This window comes from Modestobacter marinus (genome assembly GCF_011758655.1).
GTDB classification, from domain to species: domain Bacteria; phylum Actinomycetota; class Actinomycetes; order Mycobacteriales; family Geodermatophilaceae; genus Modestobacter; species Modestobacter marinus.
Genome location: NZ_JAAMPA010000001.1, coordinates 1,880,926 through 1,903,886, shown reverse-complemented (window position 1 = coordinate 1,903,886; position 22,961 = coordinate 1,880,926). Strand labels below are relative to the sequence as shown.

Annotated in this window: 24 protein-coding genes; 10 read left to right on the top strand and 14 right to left on the bottom strand. The window is 74.6% G+C overall.

The window, feature by feature from the left end:
- Positions 1-42: 42 nt before the first annotated feature.
- The 3 genes from FB380_RS08995 to pcaH are packed head-to-tail and all read right to left on the bottom strand — an operon-like array spanning position 43 to position 2,868.
- On the bottom strand, positions 43-1,383 hold the full coding sequence (locus FB380_RS08995; protein WP_166754772.1) for a lyase family protein: 1,341 nt from the start codon (positions 1,381-1,383) through the stop codon (positions 43-45).
- Between the two features lie 37 nt (positions 1,384-1,420).
- On the bottom strand, positions 1,421-2,104 hold the full coding sequence (gene pcaG / locus FB380_RS08990) for a protocatechuate 3,4-dioxygenase subunit alpha (RefSeq protein ID WP_166754771.1): 684 nt from the start codon (positions 2,102-2,104) through the stop codon (positions 1,421-1,423).
- Positions 2,101-2,868: a protocatechuate 3,4-dioxygenase subunit beta gene (gene pcaH / locus FB380_RS08985; protein ID WP_166754770.1), complete on the bottom strand. Its 768-nt coding sequence runs from the start codon at positions 2,866-2,868 to the stop codon at positions 2,101-2,103. Before pcaH ends, pcaG begins: the two co-directional genes overlap by 4 nt.
- Before the next feature lie 69 nt (positions 2,869-2,937).
- Here pcaH and FB380_RS08980 point away from each other — a divergent pair, with 69 nt between their 5' ends.
- From FB380_RS08980 to FB380_RS08960, 5 genes are all read left to right on the top strand, one after another.
- Complete coding sequence (locus FB380_RS08980) at positions 2,938-3,714, top strand: IclR family transcriptional regulator (protein WP_166754769.1); 777 nt, start codon at positions 2,938-2,940, stop codon at positions 3,712-3,714.
- A 62-nt stretch (positions 3,715-3,776) separates the two neighbouring features.
- The gene (locus tag FB380_RS08975) at positions 3,777-4,949 is read left to right on the top strand and encodes a 4-hydroxybenzoate 3-monooxygenase (protein WP_166754768.1); all 1,173 of its coding nucleotides are present in this window, start codon (positions 3,777-3,779) and stop codon (positions 4,947-4,949) included.
- Positions 4,950-5,107: 158 nt separating this feature from the next.
- Entirely contained in the window at positions 5,108-5,317 is a 210-nt protein-coding gene (locus FB380_RS08970) for a hypothetical protein (protein WP_166754767.1), read from the top strand.
- 87 nt (positions 5,318-5,404) lie between these two features.
- Complete coding sequence (locus FB380_RS08965) at positions 5,405-6,025, top strand: hypothetical protein (protein WP_166754766.1); 621 nt, start codon at positions 5,405-5,407, stop codon at positions 6,023-6,025.
- On the top strand, positions 6,025-6,684 hold the full coding sequence (locus FB380_RS08960; RefSeq protein WP_166754765.1) for a hypothetical protein: 660 nt from the start codon (positions 6,025-6,027) through the stop codon (positions 6,682-6,684). The genes FB380_RS08965 and FB380_RS08960 overlap by 1 nt, the downstream gene beginning before the upstream one ends.
- A 15-nt stretch (positions 6,685-6,699) precedes the next feature.
- Here FB380_RS08960 and FB380_RS08955 read toward each other — a convergent pair whose 3' ends face one another.
- Complete coding sequence (locus tag FB380_RS08955; RefSeq protein ID WP_229681840.1) at positions 6,700-8,310, bottom strand: GMC family oxidoreductase; 1,611 nt, start codon at positions 8,308-8,310, stop codon at positions 6,700-6,702.
- 26 nt (positions 8,311-8,336) lie between these two features.
- Positions 8,337-9,203, bottom strand: coding sequence for an MBL fold metallo-hydrolase (locus FB380_RS08950; RefSeq protein WP_166754764.1), 867 nt, complete (start codon positions 9,201-9,203; stop codon positions 8,337-8,339).
- A gap of 66 nt (positions 9,204-9,269) precedes the next feature.
- Between FB380_RS08950 and FB380_RS08945 the strand changes: the two genes are divergently transcribed.
- A complete protein-coding gene (locus tag FB380_RS08945) occupies positions 9,270-9,749 on the top strand; it encodes a hypothetical protein (RefSeq protein ID WP_166754763.1) in 480 nt (159 codons plus the stop codon).
- A gap of 108 nt (positions 9,750-9,857) precedes the next feature.
- Here the strand turns inward: FB380_RS08945 and FB380_RS08940 are convergent, their stop codons facing one another.
- The 4 genes from FB380_RS08940 to FB380_RS08925 form a co-directional block, all read right to left on the bottom strand.
- Entirely contained in the window at positions 9,858-11,201 is a 1,344-nt protein-coding gene (locus FB380_RS08940; protein WP_166754762.1) for a M23 family metallopeptidase, read from the bottom strand.
- A 151-nt stretch (positions 11,202-11,352) separates the two neighbouring features.
- Entirely contained in the window at positions 11,353-12,153 is an 801-nt protein-coding gene (locus FB380_RS08935; RefSeq protein ID WP_166754761.1) for an ATP-binding cassette domain-containing protein, read from the bottom strand.
- Positions 12,150-13,034 (bottom strand): ABC transporter permease, encoded by an 885-nt coding sequence (locus tag FB380_RS08930; protein WP_229681839.1) that lies wholly within the window; start codon positions 13,032-13,034, stop codon positions 12,150-12,152. The genes FB380_RS08935 and FB380_RS08930 overlap by 4 nt, the downstream gene beginning before the upstream one ends.
- A 173-nt stretch (positions 13,035-13,207) precedes the next feature.
- Positions 13,208-14,194, bottom strand: coding sequence for a sugar ABC transporter substrate-binding protein (locus FB380_RS08925; RefSeq protein WP_166754760.1), 987 nt, complete (start codon positions 14,192-14,194; stop codon positions 13,208-13,210).
- Positions 14,195-14,497: 303 nt separating this feature from the next.
- Between FB380_RS08925 and FB380_RS08920 the strand changes: the two genes are divergently transcribed.
- Together FB380_RS08920 and FB380_RS08915 are read left to right on the top strand one after the other, a co-directional pair.
- Positions 14,498-15,556: a Glu/Leu/Phe/Val family dehydrogenase gene (locus FB380_RS08920; RefSeq protein ID WP_166756168.1), complete on the top strand. Its 1,059-nt coding sequence runs from the start codon at positions 14,498-14,500 to the stop codon at positions 15,554-15,556.
- Between the two features lie 295 nt (positions 15,557-15,851).
- On the top strand, positions 15,852-16,067 hold the full coding sequence (locus FB380_RS08915; protein WP_036336377.1) for a DUF3073 domain-containing protein: 216 nt from the start codon (positions 15,852-15,854) through the stop codon (positions 16,065-16,067).
- A 118-nt stretch (positions 16,068-16,185) separates the two neighbouring features.
- Here FB380_RS08915 and purM read toward each other — a convergent pair whose 3' ends face one another.
- The 4 genes from purM to FB380_RS08895 form a co-directional block, all read right to left on the bottom strand.
- A complete protein-coding gene (gene purM / locus FB380_RS08910; protein WP_229681837.1) occupies positions 16,186-17,250 on the bottom strand; it encodes a phosphoribosylformylglycinamidine cyclo-ligase in 1,065 nt (354 codons plus the stop codon).
- Positions 17,247-18,818, bottom strand: a complete 1,572-nt coding sequence (purF, locus tag FB380_RS08905; protein ID WP_166754759.1) for an amidophosphoribosyltransferase — start codon at positions 18,816-18,818, stop codon at positions 17,247-17,249. Before purF ends, purM begins: the two co-directional genes overlap by 4 nt.
- A 76-nt stretch (positions 18,819-18,894) precedes the next feature.
- Positions 18,895-19,503 carry an MBL fold metallo-hydrolase gene (locus tag FB380_RS08900; RefSeq protein ID WP_166754758.1) on the bottom strand — a complete coding sequence of 203 codons (609 nt, stop codon included), beginning with the start codon at positions 19,501-19,503 and terminating at the stop codon, positions 18,895-18,897.
- Entirely contained in the window at positions 19,500-20,600 is a 1,101-nt protein-coding gene (locus FB380_RS08895; protein ID WP_166754757.1) for an S-(hydroxymethyl)mycothiol dehydrogenase, read from the bottom strand. The genes FB380_RS08900 and FB380_RS08895 overlap by 4 nt, the downstream gene beginning before the upstream one ends.
- Positions 20,601-20,837: 237 nt before the next feature.
- Here FB380_RS08895 and FB380_RS08890 point away from each other — a divergent pair, with 237 nt between their 5' ends.
- Entirely contained in the window at positions 20,838-22,253 is a 1,416-nt protein-coding gene (locus FB380_RS08890) for an OFA family MFS transporter (protein ID WP_166754756.1), read from the top strand.
- Positions 22,250-22,372, top strand: coding sequence for an MFS transporter small subunit (locus tag FB380_RS25420; RefSeq protein WP_268237702.1), 123 nt, complete (start codon positions 22,250-22,252; stop codon positions 22,370-22,372). The genes FB380_RS08890 and FB380_RS25420 overlap by 4 nt, the downstream gene beginning before the upstream one ends.
- Positions 22,373-22,498: 126 nt before the next feature.
- On the opposite strand, the gene FB380_RS08885 is transcribed toward FB380_RS25420, so the two are convergent.
- On the bottom strand, positions 22,499-22,906 hold the full coding sequence (locus FB380_RS08885; RefSeq protein ID WP_166754755.1) for a sterol carrier family protein: 408 nt from the start codon (positions 22,904-22,906) through the stop codon (positions 22,499-22,501).
- Positions 22,907-22,961 lie beyond the last annotated feature (55 nt).

Sequence of the window (22,961 nt, the reverse complement as noted above, 5' to 3'; positions counted from 1 at the left end):
GCGTCGCCTGCGACGCGCGCGGGCCGGTGGGCTGTCCAGCGGTCATGCCGGTCCTCCTGCGATGGGGTCGGACTGCGCCGCGATGGTGTGCGCGGCGAGGACGGCGTCCACCTGGGCCCCGGCCTCACCGACGTCCGGGGAGCTGTCGGCGACCAGTGCCGCGCCGTCCACGTCGGTGCGCCCGGCCACCAGGTCGGCCAGCGGGCGACCGGCGGCGGCCGCCTCGCGCACCGCGGCCGCCGCTGCGTCGTGCGCGGCGCCCGCGCCCAGCGCCGGGGTGAGCGCCTCGGCCAGCGCACCGGCCAGCTGCGGGTCACCGGCCGCGGCCACCGTCCGCGCCATCCGCTCCGGGTCCAGCCGCAGCGAGGCCAGGCACTCGGTCAGCCAGGACGCCGCCGAGCCCACCGTGCCGAGCAGGTCGGTCAGCGTCGGCCACTCCGCGTGCCAGGTGCCCGCGCCGCGCTCGTGCTCCTGCTCCATCGCGGCGAACAGCGTGGCGACCAGGCCGGGGGCGCGGCGGGCACAGGCCCGCGCCGAGACGGCGGCCACCGGGTTGGCCTTGTGCGGCATCGCCGAGGAGCCCCCGCGGCCCTCGGCCACCTCGGTCGCCTCGGCGACCTCGGTCTGGGCCAGCAGGATGACGTCGAGGGCGATCGTGGCCACGACCCCGGCCGCCGCACCGAGCACGCCGGCGACGTCGGCGATCGGCAGCCGCACGGTGAACCACGGCACCTCGGTGACCGCGAGCCCCAGCTCGGCGGCCAGCTCCCGGCGCAGGTCCACCCCGGAGCCGGAGCTGGCGGCCAGGGTGCCCACGGCCCCGCCGTACTGCACGGGCAGCGCCGCCGTCACCGCGGCGATCCGGGCGCGGACGCCGTCCAGGCCGGCCAGCCAGGTGGCGGCCTTGAGCCCGGCGGTGATCGGTAGCGCCTGCTGCAGCAGGGTGCGGCCCATCAGCACGTCGTCCCGGTGCGCGCCGGCCAGCCGGGCGCAGGCCCCGGCGGCCGCGGCGAGATCGGCGTCGATCAGCTGCAGGCCGCGGCGGGCCAGCAGCACCGCGGCGGTGTCGACGACGTCCTGGCTGGTGGCGCCGACGTGCACGGCGCGGGCGGCGTGCGGACCGACGGCGTCCTGCAGCGCCCGGACCAGCGGGGGCACCGGGTTGCCGGCGTCCCCGGCCCGGGCGTAGACCGCGGCCAGGTCGAGGGCGGCCGGTTCGGCGCAGACCCGGCTCACCTCGTCGGCGGCCGTGCCGGCCACCAGGCCGACCCGGGCGGCGGCGCGGGCCAGCGCACCCTCGACCTCCAGCAGGGCCACCAGCCAGGCGTCCCCGGAGGTGCCGGCGGAGACGGGGCCGCGGGCGAAGGTCGCGTCGAGGATCACGCGCCCATCCTGGCGGGTGGTCCCGGGCGGCGGGCGCTCACACCGCGAAGAAGACGGTCTCGTCCATGCCCTTGGCCGCGCAGGCCTGCAGGTGGATGTCCAGCACGTAGCCGTCCGCGCTGGGCCGGGCGATCAGCGTGGCCCGCGAGGCGTCGTCCGGGAGGCTGCGCAGGACGGCGTCCTCGGCGTTGGCCTCGGCCTCGTCGGCGAAGTAGATCCGGGTGACCAGCCGGTCGAGCAGGCCGCGGGCGAAGACCGAGACGTCGACGTGCGGCGCCTGCAGCCCGCCCTCGCCGTCGGGCAGCCGGCCGGGCTTGAGCGTGCGGACGGCGTACTCCCCCGCCGGCTCGACGGTGTGCGACCGCCCCACGCCACGGAAGCCGGGGGTGGCGACGGCGCCGCGCGGGTCGTCCGGGTGGTCGAAACGACCGTCCGGGTCGGCCTGCCAGGTCTCGATCATGCCGTCGGGCACGAGGTCGCCGTTGCCGTCGAAGACCCGGCCCCGCAGCCAGATGGCCCCGGGGGTGCCCTCGGCCACGACGTCCGGGCCGTCGGCCCAGGTCAGGCCGATCGCCAGGTAGGGCCCGACGGTCGAGCTCGGGGTCGTGCCCAGCCGGAACGGCTCGGTCAGGAACCCGGTGCCGCGGCGCGGCGTCCCCTGCCGGCGGTCGTTGCTCTCGTCGGCGGCCAGCACCAGGGGGGACAGTCGGTCGGCGCTCACGCGACATCTCCGTCGTCGTCGGTCTCGAAGGGGGTCTGGTCGCGCCCGCGCAGCACGATGTCCCACTGGAACGCCAGCGCCCAGTTGGGCTGGGTGCGCTCCAGGTCGAACCGGCTGACCGCCCGGTGCCGCGCGGTCGTCGGCATGGAGTTGAAGATCGGGTCCTGCCCGAACAGCGGGTCGTCCGGGAAGTACATCTGGGTGACCAGTCGCTGGGTGAAGGCCTGGCCGAAGAGGCTGAAGTGGATGTGCGCCGGCCGCCAGGCGTTGTGGTGGTTGCCCCACGGGTAGGCCCCGGGCTTGATGGTGGTGAACTCGTACCGGCCCAGGTCGTCGGTCACCACCCGGCCCAGCCCGTCGAAGTACGGGTCCAGCGGAGCGGGCCAGTTGTCGACCACGTGCCGGTAGCGGCCCGCGGCGTTGGCCTGCCAGACCTCGACCAGCGCGTGCGGCACGGGACGGCCGTCGCTGTCGAGCACCCGGCCGTAGACGATGATCCGCTGGCCCTGGGCCTCGCCGCCCTCGCGCAGCGTCAGGTCGGCGTCGGCGGCGGTGACCAGGTCCTCCCCGAGCACCGGGCCGGTGACCTCGGTCAGCCGGTGCGGCAGGTCGACCGGCGTGCGCAGCGGCGCCCGCAGCCCCGTGCTCTTGTATCCCGCGTAGTCCAGCGGGGTGCGCCGGTCGGCGGGTTCCCGGAGGTAGCGCGGCAGCGTCAGCGCACTGTCCGACGCCGGTCGCGGCGCACGAGGTGTGGTCCCGGTCATGCCGGGACCGTACGACCCGGCAGTACGCTGCCCAAGCAACGTCTTCCGCTGAGCAGAAAGTAGGGCGACATGGCCGGTGGCGCCGCCGCGGCCGGCCGGTCGGTGACCTCCCGGGCGCTCGGCGTCCTGGACGCCTTCGACGCCGCCCACCCGCGGCTGAGCCTCTCCGAGGTCGCCGAGCGGTCGGGCACCCCGCTGACCACGACCCACCGGCTGCTCGCCGAACTGGCCGCCTGGGGCGCCCTGGTCCGCCGCACCGACGGCCGGTACGAGGTCGGCCGCAAGCTCTGGGACCTCGGCCTGCTCGCCCCGGTCGACCTGGAGCTGCGGCAGGTCGCCTCGCCCTTCCTGCTCGACGTGCACACCGCCACCCGCGACACCGTGCACCTGGCGGTGCGCGAGGGCAGCAAGGCGCTCTACGTCGAACGGATCTCCGGCCGGGAGTCGGTGCCGGTGGTCAGCCAGGTCGGCAGCCGGCTGCCGCTGCACGCCACCGGGGTCGGCAAGGTGCTGCTGGCCTCCGCGCCGGACGACGTCCTGGAGCAGGTGCTCCGGCAGCCGTCCCGGGAGACCCGGCACACCGTCGTCGACGCCGGGCTGCTGAGCCGGGAGCTGGCCGAGGTCCGCCGCCGCGGCTGGGCCCGCACCGCCGAGGAGATGAGCCTGGGCGCGGCGTCGGTCGCCGTCCCGGTCACCGTCGAGCGGCCGTCCGGCCCGGTGGTCGCCGCCGCGCTGGGCATCGTCGTCCCGGCCCACCGCCGGGACGTCGCCCGGCTGGCCCCGGTGCTGCAGGTGGCCGCCCGCGGCATCGGCCGGGCCCTGGCGCGCACCGAGCAGTTCCGCTGACCCTTCCGCCCAGCGGGAGGAGGGGGTCGCTAGAGGTCGGCGGCCGGGGTCACACTCGGCCGATGCGCACCCAGGTGGGGATCATCGGAGCCGGCCCGGCAGGACTGCTGCTGTCCCGCCTCCTGCAGCTGCAGGGCATCGACACCGTCGTCCTGGAGAACCGGTCCCGCGACTACGTCGAGGCACGGATCCGCGCCGGGATCCTGGAGCAGCACACCGTCTCCACGCTGATCGACGCCGGCGTCGGCGACCGGCTGCAGCGCGAGGGCCTGCCGCACGACGGCATCTTCCTGCAGTACCCGGGCACCCGGCACCACCTGGACTTCCCCGAGCTGTGCGGGCGCAAGGTGTGGGTCTACGGGCAGACCGAGGTGACCAAGGACCTCATCTCGGCCCAGCTCGCCGGCGGCCCGCCGCTGCTGTTCGAGGTCTCCGACGTCACCCCCGAGGACGTCGACACCGACCACCCGCGGATCCGGTTCACCGACGCCGACGGCGTGTCCCAGGTGCTCGAGTGCGACGTGATCGCCGGCACCGACGGCTTCCACGGCGTCTCCCGCCCGGTGGTCACCGCCGGCACCTCCGGCCGGCTGTGGGAGCGCACCTACCCCTACGCCTGGCTGGGCATCCTGGCCGACGTCGCGCCGTCGGAGGACGAGCTGGTCTACGCCTGGCACCCGGACGGCTTCGCGCTGCTGTCGATGCGGTCGCCGTCGGTGTCACGCCTCTACCTGCAGGTCGACCCGGACGAGAAGATCGAGGACTGGTCCGACGACCGGATCTGGGACGGCCTGTCCACCCGGTTCGCCCTCGACGGCTGGGAGCTGGAGACCGGGCCGGTCACCGAGAAGTCGATCCTGCCGATGCGCTCCTTCGTCAGCGCGCCGATGCGCCGCGGCCGGCTGTTCCTCGCCGGCGACGCCGCGCACATCGTCCCGCCGACCGGCGCCAAGGGCCTCAACCTCGCCGTCGCCGACGTCACGCTGCTCGCCACCGCACTGGTCCGCCTGCTGGCCGAGAAGCAGACCGACCTGGTCGACAGCTACAGCGACCGGGCGCTGGCCCGGGTCTGGCGCTGCACCCACTTCTCCTGGTGGATGACCTCGATGCTGCACCGCTCCGGTGACGACTTCGACGCCGAGCTCCAGCTCTCCCAGCTCCGCCGGGTCTGCTCGTCGGAGGCCGCGGCCCGCGAGCTGGCCGAGAACTACACCGGCCTCCCCCTCGACGTCTGAGGACGGCGGCTGGCAGACTCTGCCGGGCCGGATCGTCCAGCTGTGGTCGACATGTCGACTCCCACTGTCAGACTTCGCGCATCCGGTGATCAAGTTCGGCACCTTCTGCCCGACCGGACACCGGACACGGACCAGTCCGGACCACTAGCTTCTCCAGCATGCTCTCGACGCTCTTGGTCATCGCTGGTGTGCTCGTGGGGCTGCTCGTCCTGCTCTCCCTGATCGTGCACCTGTCCGCCCGCCCGGCCACCCGGAACGGCGCCACGGGCACCCGCGCGCCGGGCTGGGTGAGCGACGCCGGGCAGTCGCACCCCGACGCCTGGTCGCCGCTGTCGACCACCAGCACCCAGATCCGCGCCGTCCGCTGAGCTGACCAGCGCAGCAGCGCCGGACCCGCGCGACACCCGCCCGGCGACCCGGCGTCGGGCTCCCGGTCCCGGTTAGGCTCCCCGGCGATGACCAGCGACTCGACCGCGGAGCAGGTCTACCCGATCGGTCAGCTGATCGGCGTCCGGGCGGTCGTGGACCAGTTCGACATCCGGGTCGGCGCCGCCCTGCACAGCCTCACCTCGGCCGAGTTCGGGGTCTGGGCCATGGCGCACGGGCCGGCCGACCACGTGCCGCGCCCGTGGACGCCCGACGCGCTGGCCGCCCAGGCCGAGGCGGTGGGCCTCGCCGACTGCGCGCAGCGGCTGGACCGGCTGCAGGAGCAGGGGCTCGTCGCCCTGGCCGCACCCGGCACCGGGTCGGCCCGCGACCTGGCCCGCCGGGTCCGGATGGTGCCCCTCGTGCTGGGCCTGGGGAACAGCGCCGCCGCCCCGGACGCCTACGCGGTCGGGCTGCCCGGCCGGCCGCTCGCCGTGCTGTCGGCCGCCGCCTACGACCTGTTCGAGTGGGCGCACATGGAGAGCAGCCTCTGGCGGGCCTGCGAGGGGGCTGCGGCCACCGCCGCCCGGGTGGGCATCGACGACGCCCTGGCCACCGACCCCGACGCCCTGCTCACCTCGCTGCTGGAGGACCTGCACCGGCTCCTCACCCCCAACGCCGTCCACCTGGACACCTGGGCGGTGAGCTGATGCCCCCCGCCGACGAGGCGCTCGTCTTCCCCCTCGGCCACCCCATGGGCGCCTTCCACCAGCACCGCGGCGAGCCACCGAGCTACTGGGTGGTGCGGCTGGGCTGGGACAGCCCGCTGCTGGAGGACCGGACCACCGCCGACGTGTGGACGCTGACCCACGGGGTGCCCAGCCGGGTGCGGGACGGCGTCCCGTGGACCCGCGCCGCGGTCCGCGAGGCGGCCGAGGAGGCCGGCGTCCCCGACTGCGACCGCGTGCTGGACGCGCTGATCGAGCGGGGCCTGGTGGCCGAGCTCGTCCCCGGCAGCGAGCCGGCCGCCGTGTTCGCCCGCACCCACCGGGTGCAGTCCCTGCTCCTGGGGCTGGGCGAGCTGCCGGACCGGCCGGGCGTCGACGGCATCGGCCTGCTCGGCACGCCGGCGTCGGCCGTGGTGGGGCCGGCCACCTACGAGTTCTGGCAGTGGGCCCACCTGTGGCCGACGCTGGCCGACGCGTCGGTCGGGCTGGCCGAGATGGCCGGCCAGGCGCCGGACCCGGACCCGGCCGACACCGACCCGGCCGCGGTGCTGGACCGGTCGTTCCGGGACCTGCACCGGCTGCTGTCCGGCAACGCGGTCTACCTGGACCGGTCCCTGGCCGTGGCCGACGCCCAGCGCTGAACCCAGGGGGCTGGCTCAGCCGTCCATCAGCTCGGCGGCCCGCTCCCCGATCGCCACGGCGGTCGCCGCCGGGCCGCGGGAGGGCACCTGGGGCATCACCGACGTGTCCACCACCCGCAGCCCGGCCACCCCGCGCACCCGCAGGTGCTGGTCGACCACCGCCCCGGGGTCGGTGGTCGGACCCATCCGGGCGCTGCCGGCCAGGTGCACCGCGGTCGCCAGGTGCGCCCGGGTCCACCGGTCCAGCTCCCGGTCGTCGGCCAGGACGTCGTCGGGCAGTCCGGTGCGCTCGGCGACCAGCGGGGCGAAGGCCGGGGTGCGCAGCAGCTCGGCGGCCAGCCGGACGCCGTCCCGCAGCCGGCGCCGGTCGGCGTCCTCGGTCAGGTAGCGGTACCGGATCCGTGGCTGCACCAGCGGGTCGGCGGTGGTCAGGCTGATCCGGCCGCGGCTCTCCTCCTGCTGCAGCGCCACCGCCAGGTAGAGGTCGTCCCGCCGGCGGGCGGAGTCCAGCAGCCGGGGCACCGAGGCGCCCCGCAGCGCGCGCAGCGTGGCGGCCGGCCGGCGCAGCACCTCGGTGACGCCGGACAGCGCCGACCCCGAGGCCCGCGACAGCATCACCTTCCCGAACGGCTTGAGCCACGGCATGACCTCGAGGTGGTCGGCGGTGTTCAGGGCGGTGGCCAGCGGGAGCAGCCCGCGGGGCATCGGGGTGCGCCGGGCCGGCCGGTAGGTCACGTAGACGTCGGGGTGGTCGCTGAAGCCCTGCCCCACCCCGGGCACGTCGGCGACGACGTCGACGCCGGTGGCGCGCAGCTGGTCTGCGGGGCCGATCCCGGACAGCAGCAACAGGTGCGGGGAGCCGACCGCGCCGGCCGACAGCACGACCTCCGCGGCGCGCACCGGGCCGCGGTCGGTCTGCACACCCACCGCCCGGCCGTGCTCGACCAGCACCCGGGTCACCCGCACCCCGCCCCGCACGGTCAGCCCGGGGTGCCCGCGGCGCGGGGAGAGGTAGGCCATCGCGGTATTCACCCGCACGCCGTCGGAGACGTTGAACGGCACCGGCCCGTGCCCGGGCGGGCCGTCGGCGTTCTTGTCCGGCTCGGCCGGGAAGCCGAGCGCGTCGCAGGCGCCGGCGAAGGCATCGGTGAGCGGGTGCGGCTCGTGCACCCGGGTGACCGGCAGCGGGCCGCTCGAGCCGTGCCCCGGGCGGTCGCCGTAGTCGACGTCGCGCTCGCAGCGGACGAAGGCCGGGCGGAGCGCGTCGGCCGACCACAGGTCGTTGCCCGCGGCGGCCCAGCCGTCGAGGTCGGCGCGGGTGGCCCGGATGAAGTAGGTGCCGTTGAGCGCGCTGGAGCCGCCCAGCACCCGCCCGCGCGGCACCGGCCAGCGGAGGTCGTCGGTCAGCTCGCCGGTGAGCTCCCAGTTCGCGGGGTGGCCGGGGGTGGCGGCCCCCATCGTCGCGGCGTCCCGGATGGTCGCGGGGAAGTCCTCGGGGCGCGGGTGGTCGGCGCCGGCCTCCAGGACCAGCACCCGCCGGCCGGCGTCGACCAGCCGGGCGGCCAGCGCGCAGCCGGCGGACCCGGCGCCGACGACGACGACGTCCCACTCCCCGGACAGCTCCACCCCCGGCACCCTAGGACCGCGACGGGTCAGGCCACCCGGACCCGGTCCCCGTCGGGCTCCACCCGGCCCTCGGTGACCAGCTTGGCCAGCGTCGCCCGGGTGGACTGGGCCGCGGCCGGCCGGACCGCCTGCGGCACGTCGGCGTAGACGACGGCGACCAGCTCGTCCACCGTCCGGGCGCCGGCCGCGAGGGCGTCGAGCAGCTGCTGCTCCCGGTACGCCCGGTGCGCCAGGTAGAACCGCAGCACCGCCCCGGGGTCGGTGGTCAGCTCGGGCCCGTGTCCGCAGTACAGCGCCGAGGGGCCCAGGTCGTGCACCCGGCGCAGCGACTCCAGGTAGGCGAGCACGTCGCCCTCGGGGTGGGTGACCACGGAGGTGCCCCGGCCCAGCACGTGGTCACCGACCAGCACGGCACCCGACGCCAGCCGGAAGGCCAGGTGGTCGGCGGTGTGCCCGGGCGTGGGGACGACGTCCAGCGTCGTGCCCGCCAGCTGCAGCCGCTCCCCCGCCCGGAGCAGCCGCCCGCCCGGGCCGGCGACCGCGGGGGTGGCGGCGGCGACCGGTGCGCCGAAGTGCCGGCCCCACGGCAACGCGGCCTCGGCGTGGTCGCCGTGGTGGTGGGTGACGAGCACGGCCACCACCCGGGCGTCCCGGGCGGCCAGCGCGGCCTCGACGGCGGCCAGGTGCCGGGGGTCGTCCGGGCCGGGGTCCACGACGACGGCCTGGCCTGAGCCCGGCTCGCCCACCAGGTGGGTGTTGGTGCCGTCCAGCGTCATCGGCGAGGGGTTCGGGGCCAGCACCCGGGTGACCAGCGGCTCGGGGTCCGCGACCGGGGCCATCGTGCCGGGTGCGGGCAGCGCCCAGCTGGTCCGCGGGTCGACGGGGGCGGTCACGGGCAGCACGGTAGCGGGCCCGCCGGGCCCCGGTGCCGGCCGCAGGCAGCGGCTACCGTCGATCGCATGCGCGCTCTCCCCACCCCGTTCCGCGCCGGCCTCTCCGCCGTGGCTGCCGTCGTCCTGCTCGCTGCGTGCGGCAGCGACGACGAGCAGCCCGACGCGGCGTCGACCGCGACCAGCTCCAGCACCTCGAGCAGCGCCAGCAGCTCCGCCACCACCTCCGACGAGGACGTCCAGGCGTTCTGCACCGAGGCCGAGGCCGTGCTCACCGCCCCGGATGCCGCCGAGCTGACCCAGCAGGAGCTGCTCGACCGGACCATCGCCGATCTGGGGGAGCTCGACCCGCCCGCGGAGATCAGCGCCGACTGGGACGTCCTGCTCGACACGTTCGTCGGCATCCGGGACACCCTCGGCGGCATCGACCTGACCACCCCGGAGGGCCAGGCCAGCGCGGAGCAGGCGCTCGCCGAGATCGAGGCGCAGGCGACCGAGTCCCAGACCCGGCTGGACGCCTGGATCACGGAGAACTGCGACAACGCCTGACCCGGCGGCCCGCCCCGTCTCGAGGCACCGGGCCGATCGCCACCACAATGGCCATTGTGGTGGCGATCGGGCGGCCCTGAGGGGAGGAGTGGGGCGTCGTCGGCCGGGTCAGCCGCAGCCGCGGACGGTGATGCCGCGGGCGCGCAACCAGGGCACCGGGTCCACCTGGCCGCTGTGCATCTGCCCGTCGGGGTGGACCTCGAAGTGCAGGTGCGGCCCGGTCGACTGACCGCGGTTGCCCACCTCGGCGATCTGCTCACCGGCCGCGACCCGCTCCCCGGCGCGGACGAAGTACTGGTTCACGTGGCCGTACACGGTGATCGCGCCGTCGTCGCCGCGGAGGTAGACCGCCAGCCCGAAGCCGGTCGCCGGCCCCGCCCGCTGGACCACCCCGGCGGTGGCCGCGCGCACCGGCGTGCCGATCGGCGCCCCGATGTCGACGCCGAAGTGCGTGACCCCCCAGCGGGCGCCGAAGCAGCTGCTCGTGGTGCCGACGGCCGGCCGGGCGTAGCCGTACCCGGCGGCCTCGGCGTCGGCCAGCAGCGCCTGCCGGTCGTCGGCGAGCGCCTGGGCCCGGGCCTGCTCCTCGGCCAGCCGGGCCGCAGCCTCCTCGGCCGCCTTCTGCTGCTGCCAGGCCTGGAAGGCGTTGCGCTCGCCCTGGAGCGAGAGCAGCTGCACCTGGGCGTCCTGCAGCTGCTGGTCCAGCGCCGCCTTCTGCGCGGTCACCTGGGTGTACACCGACTGCTGGTTGGCCAGCTGCCGCTCGGCCTCGACCCGCGCCCCCTCGGCCGCCGCCTCGGCCGCCACCGACTCGTCCCGGGCCGCCCGGGCGGCCGCGTCGGCCTGCGCCTGCTGCACCCGGGCCTGCTCCATCACCCCCAGGACGTCGACCTGGTGGTCGCCGACGTAGGACAGCATCGCGGCCTTCTGCACCAGCTCGGACGGCCCGCCGACGTCCAGCAGGGCCATCTCGCTGGTGAGCTCGCCGCCGTTCTTGTAGGTGTCCCGGGAGAACTCGGCGACCCGCGCCTGGGCGGCGGCGACGGCGTCCGCGGCCACCTGCAGGTCCTGCGCCGCCCGGGCCGCCGCGGCCTCGGCCTGCACCCGGGCCTCCTCCGCCGCCAGGTAGGCGGTGCCGGCGGCCTCGGCCAGCACCTGGACCTGCTCCAGCTGCGCCTCGGCGGCCGCGACCTGCCCGGCGATCCGGCCGACCTCGGCCGCGGCCGCGTCCTGCGCCGTCTGGGCACCGGCGAGCTGCTCGTCGCTCGGGTTCACCGGCTCGGCGCGCGCGGTGCCGCCGCCGGCGCCGAGCAGCACGGCCGCCACGGCCGCGGTCAGGGCCCCGGCCAGCAGCCGGGACGGCCGGCGGCGTCCGGCACGGACCCGGCTGCGTCCTGCCTCGCCGAGCCGGCCGGGCTCTGCCGGGGACGGGGGCCGGAGTGCCTGCGTCATGGTCGCTCCCTGGGGAAGAGGGATGGACGGGTGGGCTCAGCGAGCGTCCCAGTCGCACCACGAGTCACACGCACAACACGCGCAGCAACCGCGCGTCGTCCCGAAGTCGTCCGGTCACCGCCCGGCCCGGTCCTCATGTCGACCTGGCCACTCAGGCGCCGTCCGACCGTCCCAGCTCCTCGGCGAGCCGGGTCAGCTCGTCGCCGCCGGCCATCATCTCGGTCAGCTGCTCCCGGGTCACCTCGTCCTTGGCGAAGTCCCCCATGCTCCGGCCGCGGTTGAGCAGCAGGAAGCGGTCGCCCACCGGGTGCGCGTGGTGCGGGTTGTGGGTGATGAAGACGACGCCGAGCCCCTGGTCGCGCGCCTGGGCGATGTAGCGCAGCACCACGGCGGCCTGCTTCACCCCCAGCGCCGACGTCGGCTCGTCCAGGATCAGCACCCGGGCGCCGAAGTGCACCGCTCGGGCGATCGCCACCGACTGACGCTCGCCGCCGGACAGCGTGCCGACCGGCTGGTCGGGGTCGCGGATGTCGATGCCCATCGCCGCCAGCTCGCGCCGGGTGACCTCCTTGGCGGTGGCCCGGTCGAACCGCTGGAACGGGCCCCACCCGGTCGTCGGCTCGGACCCGAGGAAGAAGTTCCGCCAGATCGACATCAGCGGGATCATCGCCAGGTCCTGGTAGACGGTGGCGATGCCGGCGTCCAGCGCCTCGCGCGGGGCGCCGAAGTCGACCGGCTCGCCGTCCAGCAGCAGCTGCCCCCGGGTCGGCCGGTGCACCCCGGCGAGCACCTTGATCAACGTGGACTTGCCGGCGCCGTTGTCGCCGAGCACGCAGGTGACCTGCCCGGCGCGCACGCTGGTGGAGATGCCCTGCAGGGCGATGACCGAGCCGAAGTCCTTGCCGATGTCGCGCAGCTCCAGCAGCGGGGCGCCTGCGGCCGGGGTGCTCATCGGGGAGCCGCCTCGGCGTAGCGCCGGACCAGCCGGTTGGTGAGCACCGCGAGCAGCAGCATCGCCCCGAGGAAGAAGTAGAACCAGTCGGCGTCCCAGTTCAGGTAGACGATCCCCTGCTGGGTCATGCCGAAGATCAGCGCACCGAGGGCCGCGCCGACGGCCGAGCCGAACCCGCCGGTCAGCAGGCAGCCGCCGATCACGGCCGCGACGATGTAGATGAGCTCCTGGCCGGTGCCGGTGTTGGCCTGCACCGAGGTGAGCCGGACGGCGGTGATGGAACCGACCAGCCACGCGGCGGTGGCGGTGGTCATGAACAGCACGATCGTCGTCCGCCGCGCCGGGACCCCGACGTTGCGGCTGGCCACCTCGTCACCGCCGGTGGCGAAGACCCAGTTGCCGAACCGGGTGCGCAGGAGCACCCAGGCGGCCACGGCCGTGACCAGCAGCCACCACAGGACGGCGATCCGGAACGGCTGCCCGAAGACGCTGACCGTGGACGCCAGCACGAGCTCCGCCGAGTGGTAGCCGGGCGCGTCGGCCAGCCCGCGCACCTGGACGGTGCCGGTGAACGCCTTGGTGATGCCCAGGTTGAGCCCCTGCAGCATCAGGAACGTGCCCAGCGTGATGATGAAGCTCGGCAGGCCGGTGCGGGTGACCAGCCAGCCGTTGAAGGCGCCGATCGCCAGAGCCAGCACCAGCGCCGCGGCGATCGCCACCCAGATGTTCTGCTGCAGCTCCACCGCCACGACGCCCACGGTCAGCGCGGTGGTGCCGGTCATCACCCCGGCGGAGAGGTCGAAGTGCCCGCCGATCATCAGCAGTGCGACGGCCACCGCCATGATTCCGAGCACCGAGGCGACGTCCAGCCAGTTGGCCACCCCGGCCAGCGACCGGAAGACCTCGGACTGGGCGGAGAAGAAGCCCAGGATGACGACGGCACCGATCAGCGACCCGAGCTCGGGCTTGACCAGCAGCCGCCGCCACGGGCTGACCCGGGCGACGCGTTCGTCGGCGCGCGCCGGCCCGTCGACGGGCGCCTCCCGGGTCGCGCTCAGCGGGTCCCCGCCGAGGCGAGGTCGGCGATCTCGTCGACGTTCTCCGCGTCGACGATCGCCGGGCCGGTGAGCACCGGCTGGCCGCCCCCGACGGTGTTCAGGTTCTCCGCGTACAGCTGCAGCATCACGATCGGCAGGTAGCCCTGCTCGTACTGCTGCTGGTCGACGGCGAAGGCGATCGTGCCGTCCTGGATCGCGGAGATGACGTCGCCGTTGAGGTCGAAGGTGGCGATCTCGGCGTCGGAGCCGGCGTCGTCGGCGGCCGACGCCGCCACCGAGGCCACGGCGGAGTTCAGCGTGAGCACCGCGTCGATCGAGGGGTCGCTCTGCAGCTGCGAGGTGATCGTCGACTGGGCTGCCTGCAGGTCGTTGACGTCCACCTGGAGCAGCCGGACGTCGGCGCCCAGCCCCTCGGAGGCCCCGGCGCAGCGCTGCTCCAGGCCGATGTTCCCGGCCTCGTGCACCACGCAGATCACGTTCTGCGCCCCGTCGGCGGCCAGCCGCTGCCCGGCACCGAAGCCGGCGACCGTCTCGTCCTGGCCCACGTGCCCGATGGCACCGAACTCGGCCGACCGGTCCCCGCCGGAGTTGATCGTGACGACCGGGATGCCGGCGTCGACCGCGGCGCCGATCGAGTCCTCGAGCGCGTCGGGGTTGGCCATCGAGACCACGATGCCGTCGACGTCCTGGTTGACCGCGGCCTGGATCAGCTGGGACTGCCGCTGCGGGTCCCCGTCGCTCTGGTAGTCGACGCCCACGCCGAGGTCCTCACCGGCCGCCTCGGCACCGTTCTGCACCACGTCCCAGAAGGCGTCCCCGGCGGACCCGTGGGTGACGACGGCGAAGTCGAGGTCACCGGAGGCGGTCGCAGCGCCGCCGCCGTCGCCGCTCTCGTCGCCCCCGCCGGAGTTCTCCGTGGAACAGGCGCTGATCAGCAGGGGTGCCGCCAGGGCGAGTGCGAGCAGCCGGGTGGGTCGAGCCATCGTGTGCCAGTTCCTCATTGTCGTCGCTCCTGTGTGGCGGCGCAGCGATGCCCCGCTGATGTCCTCCACCGGCCGGGCCTCGACTCGGCCCGACGGAGGGAGTGTGCGGCACCGGGGTCGGCCGGCGCCTCTCGTCAGCCCCCGATCATGCCCGCCCGGGCGGGCGGACACGGCACGGACTCCCTTCTCCGGACCCGGGCGTCGCCGTCACGCCCGCTGCGCAACGGCAGCGACGTGCCCCGCGAGGGCGCGTGCACGCGGCGCGGAGGCGCGCGGCTGCCTAGGCTGCCGGTCGTGGACGTGATGGGCACCGGGCACGAACAGGTCGTCTTCTGCTCCGACCCCGGGTCGGGGCTGCGCGCGGTGATCGCGGTGTACTCCACCGCGCTCGGTCCGGCGCTCGGCGGCACCCGGTTCTTCCCCTACGCCTCCGAGGAGGCCGCGGTGGCCGACGCGCTGGCGCTGTCGAAGGCGATGGCCTACAAGAACAGCCTGGCCGGCCTCGACCTGGGCGGCGGCAAGGCGGTCATCATCGGCGACCCGCACACGGACAAGACCGAGGCGCTGCTGCGCGCGTACGGGCGCTTCGTGGAGAGCCTCGGCGGGCGCTACCTCACCGCCTGCGACGTCGGCACCTACAACGCCGACCTGGACGTCGTGGCCCGGGAGACCCGGTTCGCCCACGGCCGGTCCGAGGCCTTCGGCGGCTGCGGCGACTCCTCGGTGCTCACCGCGTTCGGCGTCTTCCAGGGGATGCGCGCCGCCGCCCAGCACCGCTGGGGCGCCCCGACCCTGGCCGGCCGCACCGTCGCCGTCGCCGGGGTGGGCAAGGTGGGCAGCTGGCTCGTCGACCGGCTGGTCGCCGACGGGGCGTCCGTCGTCGTCACCGACGTCGACCCGGCCGCGGTCGCCCGGGTCCGGGCCCGGCACTCCACGGTGCAGGCGGTCGAGGACACCGCGACCCTGGTGCGCACGCCGCACGACGTCTACGCCCCCTGCGCCCTCGGTGGCGCCCTGGACGACGAGACGGTGGCCGTGCTGCCCGCCGAGATCGTCTGCGGCGGGGCGAACAACCAGCTGGCCCACGAGGGCACCGCCGAGCTGCTGCGCGACCGCGGCGTCCTCTACGCCCCCGACTACCTGGTGAACGCCGGCGGCGTGATCCAGGTGGAGGACGAGCGGCACGGGTTCTCCTTCCCGCGGGCGGAGTCGAAGACCACCTCGATCTTCGACGTCGCCCTGCGGGTCTTCGCCGCGGCGGACGCCGAGGGCGTCTCCCCGGCCGTCGCGGCCGACCGGCTCGCCGAGGAGCGGATGCGCTCGGTGGGGCGGCTGGCCACGATCCGGCTGCCCCGCGGCTGAAGGACCCCTCGCCCCCGGCCCCGTCCCGAGGCTCGTCCCGAACGTGCGAGGGATGAGGAGGACGGGGTCCTCCCACTCGCGGCAGGCCCTGCGAGGGGGCCGGGGCCGCCGGATCGGGTGAGACCCCGGTCACATCCACCTCCGGATGAGGCAGCCGGGGGGTGCGCTGCGTGCCCGTGACCGATCCGTGTCGTAAGCTCGGCCAAGGACACAGTCACTCAGTCGGGGTCGCCACACGGGCCGTCCAGCCCAGTGCTGGACGACGACCCGCACTCCGTCACGAGGGGGTCGAGCCATGGGGCGCGGCCGAGCGAAGGCCAAGCAGACACGCGTGGCCCGTGAGCTCAAGTACAGCTCACCCAACACCGACCTCACTGCCCTCCAGCGAGAACTGGCTGGACAGCCGTCGTCGTTCCCCTCCCGGGGGCCGAAGGACGACGACGAGGACGACACGCACGTCGGGAGCTGGTCGCAGGACGACGAGGACGACGACTGGGCTGCCAGTCGTTGAGCCGCTGAGCCAGCGACCCAGCCCCTGAGACACGGCTGCACCGCTCCTCCTCCGGGAGGAGCGGTGCTGTCGTGCGTCCGGAGCCGGCCGGCGCCACCGCGGCCGGCCGGCGGCCGGTTCAGCGGTAGGAGCCGACCAGCCGGGCCGAGGGCCCTCCGTCGTGTGCGCCGACCGTGCCGGCCACCCAGGCCGGGACGCCCCGGCCGATGAGCAGCTCGACCGCCCGGTCCGCGTGCTCGGGAGCGACCGCGGCCACCATGCCGACGCCGCAGTTGAAGGCCCGCTCGGACTCCGCGCGCGGCACGCCGTGCTCCTCGAGCAGCCGCACCACCGCGGGCAGCGCCCAGGTGCCCCGGTCCAGCACCGCCTCCAGCCCGGCCGGGACGACGCGGACGGTGTTGCCGGCCAGCCCGCCCCCGGTGATGTGGGCGAAGGCGTGCACCGTCTCCACGCCCAGCTCCTCGACGAGCGCCAGGCAGTCGCGGGCGTAGATCCGGGTGGGCTCGAGCAGCTCGTCGCCGAGCGGGCGCCCCAGGCCGGCCGGGGTGCCGGTGAGGTCCAGCCCCGCCCGGTCGACGACCCGGCGCACCAGCGAGTAGCCGTTGGAGTGCAGCCCGGAGGAGGCCATGGCGACGACCACGTCGCCGGCCCGCACCCGCTCCGGCCCCAGCACCGCGTCGGCCTCGACGACCCCCACCGCGGTGGCGGCCAGGTCGTAGTCGTCGGCGCCCATGAGGTCGCCGTGCTCGGCGGTCTCCCCGCCGACCAGCGCGGCACCGGCCTGCGTGCAGCCCTCGGCGATCCCGGTGACGATGGCGGCGATCCGCTCCGGCACGACCCGGCCGCAGGCGACGTAGTCCTGCAGGAACAGCGGCTCGGCGCCGCAGGCGACCAGGTCGTCGACGACCATGGCGACCAGGTCGATGCCGACGGTGTCGTGCCGGTCCAGCGCCCGGGCCAGCGCGATCTTGGTGCCCACGCCGTCGGTCGAGGAGGCCAGCAGCGGCTTGCGGTACCTGGCGGTGTCCAGGGCGAACAGCCCGGCGAACCCGCCGAGGCCACCGACGACCTCCGGGCGGTTGGTCCGCTCCACCGCGGCGCGCATCAGGGTGACGGCCCGCTCGCCGGCGTCGATGTCGACGCCGGAGGCGGCGTAGGTCAGCTCGCCCTCGGAGGTCGTCACGGCCGGCTCAGCGCGTCGTCGGCGCCGCCCGGGACCATCGGGCTGCCGGCCTGCTGGCCGGTCCACCCGGTGACCGCGGGGGCCTCGTCGGTCAGCGCGCCGTTCAGCGCCCGGCGGCCGATGCCCTCCAGCAGGTGCTTGCCGAGCACCTCCGGCTGGCCCAGCGGGATCGGGTACTCGCCGGTGAAGCAGGCGGTGCACAGCCGGTTGGCCGGCTGCTCGGTGGCCGCGATCAGCCCCTGCTCGGAGACGTAGCCCAGCGAGTCGGCGTTGATCGAGGCGCGTACGCCGTCGACGTCCAGCCCGTTGGCGACCAGCTCGGCGCGGCTGGCGAAGTCGATCCCGTAGAAGCAGGGCCACTTGACCGGCGGCGACGCGATCCGCACGTGCACCTCGAGCGCACCGGCCTCGCGGAGCATCCGGATCAGCGCCCGCTGGGTGTTGCCCCGCACGATCGAGTCGTCCACGACCACCAGGCGCTTGCCGCGGATGACGTCGCGCAGCGGGTTCAGCTTCAGCCGGATGCCCAGCTGCCGGATCGTCTGGCTGGGCTGGATGAAGGTGCGCCCGACGTAGGAGTTCTTGACCAGCCCGAGGCCGTAGGGGATGCCGGAGGCCTCGGCGTACCCGACCGCGGCCGGGGTGCCCGACTCGGGCACCGGGATGACCAGGTCGGCCTCGACCGGGTGCTCCTTGGCCAGCCGGCGGCCGATCTCGACCCGGGCGGCGTGCACGCCGCGTCCGGAGATCGTGGTGTCCGGCCGGGCGAGGTAGACGTACTCGAAGACGCAGCCCTTGGGGTCGGGGTGCGCGAAGTGCTGGCTGCGCAGGCCGTCCTCGTCGATGGCGATCAGCTCACCGGGCTCGACCTCGCGGACGAAGGAGGCGCCGCAGATGTCCAGCGCCGCCGTCTCGCTGGCGATGACCCAGCCGCGCTCCAGCCGGCCGAGGACCAGCGGCCGCACGCCCTGCGCGTCGCGCGCGGCGTACAGGGTGTCCTCGTCCATGAACGTGAGGCTGAACGCCCCGCGCAGGCGCGGGAGCACCTCCATCGCCGCCGCCTCGACCGACATGTCGGGCTTGGCCGCGATGAGCGAGGTGACCAGGTCGGAGTCGTTGGTCGCGACGAACGCCCCGGCGACGCCCTCGTCGGCCGCGGCGCTGGCCAGCTCGGCGGTGTTCACCAGGTTGCCGTTGTGGCACAGCGCGAGCCCGGTGCCCGCACCGGTGGTGCGGAACGTCGGCTGGGCGTTCTCCCAGGTGGAGGCCCCGGTGGTGGAGTACCGGGCGTGGCCGACGGCGATGTGGCCGCGGAGGCTGCCCAGCGTCGGCTCGTCGAACACCTGGCTGACCAGGCCGAGGTCCTTGTAGACCACGACGGAGGAACCGTCGGACACCGCGATGCCGGCCGCCTCCTGACCGCGGTGCTGGAGGGCGTACAGGCCGAAATAGGTCAGCTTCGCGACCTCCTCCCCCGGAGCCCAGACCCCGAAGACGCCACAGGCGTCCTGGGGACCAGCGTCATGGGGGTCGAGGTCGTGCGTCAGCCGTCCGTCACCGCGAGGCACGGGTGCGAGCGTACCGGCTGCGTGGCCCCCTCCCGGGTGGGACCGCTCACTCGGGAGGGGACGACGCCGGACCGGCTCAGGCGATGTTGCCCAGCTCGGCGTCGATGGTGGTGTCGTCGCCGTGCCCGGTCTTGACCACCGTGTCGCCGTGCAGGGTCATCAGCCGGTCGGTGATCGACCGCAGGATGGTCGGCTTGTCGCTGTAGGACCGGCCGGTGGCCCCGGGCCCGCCGCAGAACAGCGTGTCCCCGGTGAACACGGTGGCCAGGTCGGGGGCGTGCAGGCAGGTGCTGCCCGGCGAGTGCCCCGGGGTGTGCAGGGCCTGCAACTGCACCCCGGCCACGCTGAGCCGGGTGCCCTCGACCAGGTCCTGGTCCGGCGCGGCGTCGGGGTGGACGACGTCCCAGAGCATCCGGTCGGCCGGGTTCAGCCAGATCGGGGCGGCGGTCGCCTCCCGGAGCGCGACGGCGGCGGTGATGTGGTCGTTGTGACCGTGGGTGAGCACGATCGCGGTGACCCGGCGGCCGCCGATCGCCTCGAGGATGGGAGCGGCGTCGTGCGGGGCGTCGATGACGACCACCTCGTCGTCGTCCCCGACCAGCCAGACGTTGTTGTCGACGTCGAAGTCCTGCCCGTCGAGGCTGAAGACGCCGCTGACGACGGCCTGCTCGATGCGCACGCTCACGAGCCGGCCCCCTCGAACACGACCACGGAGCGCAGCACGTCACCGGCGTGCATCTTGTCGAAGGCCGCCTCGACCTCGTCCAGGCCGATCGTCTCGCTCACGAAGGCGTCGAGGTCGAAGCGACCCTGCAGGTACAGGTCGATCAGCATCGGGAAGTCCCGGCTCGGCAGGCAGTCGCCGTACCAGGACGACTTCAGCGCACCGCCGCGGCCGAAGACCTCGATCAGCGGGAGCTCGATCGTCATGGCCGGGTTGGGGACGCCGACCAGGACGACGGTGCCGGCCAGGTCCCGGGCGTTGAACGCCTGCTCGTAGACCGCCGGGTGCCCGACGGCGTCGATCGCCACGTCGACCCCGAAGCCGCCGGTGAGCGCCTTGATCGCCTCGACCGGGTCGGTCTCCTTGGAGTTGACCGTGTGGGTGGCGCCCATGCCCTTGGCCCACTCGAGCTTCCGGTCGTCGATGTCGACGGCGATGATCGTGCCCGCACCGGCCAGCCGGGAACCGGCGATCGCGGCGTCACCGACGCCGCCGCAGCCGAAGACGGCGACCGAGTCGCCGCGGCCCACGCCACCGGTGTTGATCGCCGCACCGACCCCGGCCATCACCCCGCAGCCCAGCAGCCCGGCCGCGGTGGGCTTCGCCGCCGGGTCGACCTTCGTGCACTGCCCGGAGTGGACCAGCGTCTTCTCGGCGAAGGCGCCGATGCCCAGCGCCGGGGACAGCTCGGTGCCGTCGGCCAGGGTCATCTTCTGCGCGGCGTTGTGGGTGTTGAAGCAGTACCAGGGCTTGCCCTTGGCGCAGGCCCGGCACTCGCCGCACACCGCACGCCAGTTCAGGACGACGTAGTCGCCGACGGCCACGTTCGTGACGCCCTCGCCGACCGCGGACACCACACCGGCCGCCTCGTGGCCGAGCAGGAACGGGAACTCGTCGTTGATCCCGCCCTCCCGGTAGTGCAGGTCGGTGTGGCAGACCCCGCACGCCTGGACGTCGACCACCGCCTCACCCGGCCCGGGGTCGGGGACGATGATCGTCTCGATGGTGACCGGGGCACCCTTGCTGAGGGCGACGACGCCCTTGACCTCGTACGGCATGCCGCCACCCTAGGGAACCGGACGACCGTCCGCGCCTCGCTCCCGCACCGTGGAAACAACGGTTGCGCGTGCAACGAATTGGTCTCAGCCTCACCCGGTTGGGCCCCACGGTGCGCTCAGGAGCTCCACAGCGTCGTACGGTGCCCTGCGGCCGCGATCTGTGTCACACGAGTACACGGGTCGCAGCCGGGTTGCGTCCGTCCGGCCGCGCCGTTCCCGTACCTCGGAGGTCGTTCCGTGGCAGTACCCAGCTTCCTGGCCCGGGAGCGCATCATCGCTCGCCCGGGCTTCAACCGCTGGCTCATCCCGCCAGCCGCGCTCGCCGTGCACCTGTGCATCGGCCAGGCGTACGCGACCAGCGTGTACAAGGCCGCGCTGGTCTCGCACTTCGACTCGAGCCTGACCGCCATCGGGATCGTCTTCTCGATCGCGATCGTGATGCTGGGCCTGTCGGCCGCGCTCTTCGGCACCTGGGTGGACCGCAACGGTCCCCGCGCCGCCATGTTCACCTCCGCCGTCTTCTGGGTCAGCGGCTTCCTCGTCGGCTCCCTGGGCATCTACACCGAGCAGCTGTGGCTGCTGTACCTCGGCTACGGCGTCATCGGCGGCATCGGCCTGGGCATCGGCTACATCTCGCCGGTCTCCACGCTGATCAAGTGGTTCCCCGACCGTCCGGGCCTGGCCACCGGCATGGCGATCATGGGCTTCGGTGGTGGTGCGCTCATCGCCTCGCCGCTGTCCCGCCAGCTGATGAACTGGTACGACCCGGTCTACGACGGCACCGCGGGCACGACCCCGAGCGGCAACGCCGTCGCCGGCCTGTTCCTCACCCTGGGCGTGCTCTACCTGGTGTTCATGATGTTCGGTGCCTTCATCGTCCGCGTCCCCGCCGACGACTGGCGCCCCGCCGGCTTCGACCCCTCGACGGTCAAGCAGCGCGCCCTGGTGACCACCGAGAGCGTCTCGGCCGGCAACGCCATCAAGACCCCGCAGTTCTGGCTGCTGTGGACGGTGCTGTTCTGCAACGTGACCGCCGGCATCGGCATCCTCGAGCAGGCCGCGCCGATGATCCAGGACTTCTTCCGCAACGGCGAGACCTCCGCGGTCGCCGCCGCCGCGGCCGGCGGTTTCGTCGGGCTGCTGTCGCTGTTCAACATGGCCGGCCGCTTCGTGTGGTCCTCCACGTCGGACTACATCGGCCGCAAGGGCATCTACATGGTCTACCTGGGTGTCGGCCTGGTGCTCTACGTCCTGCTGGCCACGATCGGCAGCAGCGCCGTCTGGCTGTTCGTCGCGCTCGCGGCGATCATCATCAGCTTCTACGGCGGTGGCTTCGCGACCGTCCCGGCCTACCTGCGTGATCTCTTCGGCACCTACCAGGTCGGGGCCATCCACGGCCGGCTGCTGACCGCCTGGGCCGCCGCCGGCATCGCCGGCCCGCTGATCGTCAACGGCGTCCTGGACACCCAGGGCACCCCGGGTCAGCTCAACGCCGGTGACTACCGGCCGGCGCTGTTCATCATGGTCGGCCTGCTGGCCGTGGGCTTCGTCGCCAACCTGCTGGTCAAGCCGGTCGCGGCGAAGTGGCACGAGCCGCACGCCACCACCCCCGCCACCGCCCGCGCCAACCCCGAACGGAGCACCACCCGATGAGCGAGCAGAGCAGCACCCCGACCGGCCTGGTCGCCTTCGCCTGGGCCCTGGTGGGCCTCCCGCTGGTGTACGGGCTGGTGCAGACCATCCGCACCGCCAGCACGCTGTTCACCGGCTGACCCACCGCACCACGCAGCACAGCGCCCCTCCTGCCACCGGCAGGAGGGGCGCTGTCGTTCCCGCGACCGGCCGTCATCGGCGGACGGCGACACCCGCCGGTGTGCCGGGCAGCCGTCCGCCGGCGGTCACCGGGGCGGCTGCGGACCGGAGGAGCGCAGCCCCCGCAGTGGGAGGTGCTCGGAGAGGTCGGCGCGGTTGCCGCTGGCGCTGACCCGGCCCTCCCCCACCGCCTCGGCCCAGGAGAGTGCGCCGGTGGCCAGCCGCAACCAGGTCGCGGCGTCGGTCTCGACCACGTTGGGCGGGGTGCCGCGGGTGTGCCGCGGCCCGGGCACGCACTGCACCGCCACGAACGGCGGCACCCGCAGCTCGACCGAGCGCCCGGGCACGTGCTGGGCCAGCCAGCGGGCCGAGGTCTTCACGGCCGCGCCCAGCACCGCGCGGGGCGGCTGCTCGGACTCCCCGGCCAGCCAGCCGGCCGTGGGGGCGAGCGCCGCCCGCAGGTCCTCGGCGGAGATCGGCGCGACCCCGACCATCAGCGCCGCACCGTCACCGCGGGGCCCGTTCCGACGGGCCCGTCGACACCGGCCC

What these genes read in the sequence shown, in the direction of transcription:
- FB380_RS08895 (WP_166754757.1), bottom strand. Translation starts at nt 20,600, where the DNA reads ATGCCGTACGAGGTCAAGGGCGTCGTCGCCCTCAGCAAGGGTGCCCCG.
- FB380_RS08935 (WP_166754761.1), bottom strand. Translation starts at nt 12,153, where the DNA reads ATGAGCACCCCGGCCGCAGGCGCCCCGCTGCTGGAGCTGCGCGACATC.
- FB380_RS25420 (WP_268237702.1), top strand. Translation starts at nt 22,250, where the DNA reads ATGAGCGAGCAGAGCAGCACCCCGACCGGCCTGGTCGCCTTCGCCTGG.
- FB380_RS08920 (WP_166756168.1), top strand. Translation starts at nt 14,498, where the DNA reads ATGGGCACCGGGCACGAACAGGTCGTCTTCTGCTCCGACCCCGGGTCG.
- FB380_RS08975 (WP_166754768.1), top strand. Translation starts at nt 3,777, where the DNA reads ATGCGCACCCAGGTGGGGATCATCGGAGCCGGCCCGGCAGGACTGCTG.
- FB380_RS08965 (WP_166754766.1), top strand. Translation starts at nt 5,405, where the DNA reads ATGACCAGCGACTCGACCGCGGAGCAGGTCTACCCGATCGGTCAGCTG.
- pcaH (WP_166754770.1), bottom strand. Translation starts at nt 2,868, where the DNA reads ATGACCGGGACCACACCTCGTGCGCCGCGACCGGCGTCGGACAGTGCG.
- FB380_RS08940 (WP_166754762.1), bottom strand. Translation starts at nt 11,201, where the DNA reads ATGACGCAGGCACTCCGGCCCCCGTCCCCGGCAGAGCCCGGCCGGCTC.
- FB380_RS08915 (WP_036336377.1), top strand. Translation starts at nt 15,852, where the DNA reads ATGGGGCGCGGCCGAGCGAAGGCCAAGCAGACACGCGTGGCCCGTGAG.
- FB380_RS08960 (WP_166754765.1), top strand. Translation starts at nt 6,025, where the DNA reads ATGCCCCCCGCCGACGAGGCGCTCGTCTTCCCCCTCGGCCACCCCATG.
- FB380_RS08945 (WP_166754763.1), top strand. Translation starts at nt 9,270, where the DNA reads ATGCGCGCTCTCCCCACCCCGTTCCGCGCCGGCCTCTCCGCCGTGGCT.
- FB380_RS08970 (WP_166754767.1), top strand. Translation starts at nt 5,108, where the DNA reads ATGCTCTCGACGCTCTTGGTCATCGCTGGTGTGCTCGTGGGGCTGCTC.
- FB380_RS08980 (WP_166754769.1), top strand. Translation starts at nt 2,938, where the DNA reads ATGGCCGGTGGCGCCGCCGCGGCCGGCCGGTCGGTGACCTCCCGGGCG.
- FB380_RS08925 (WP_166754760.1), bottom strand. Translation starts at nt 14,194, where the DNA reads ATGGCTCGACCCACCCGGCTGCTCGCACTCGCCCTGGCGGCACCCCTG.
- FB380_RS08885 (WP_166754755.1), bottom strand. Translation starts at nt 22,906, where the DNA reads ATGGTCGGGGTCGCGCCGATCTCCGCCGAGGACCTGCGGGCGGCGCTC.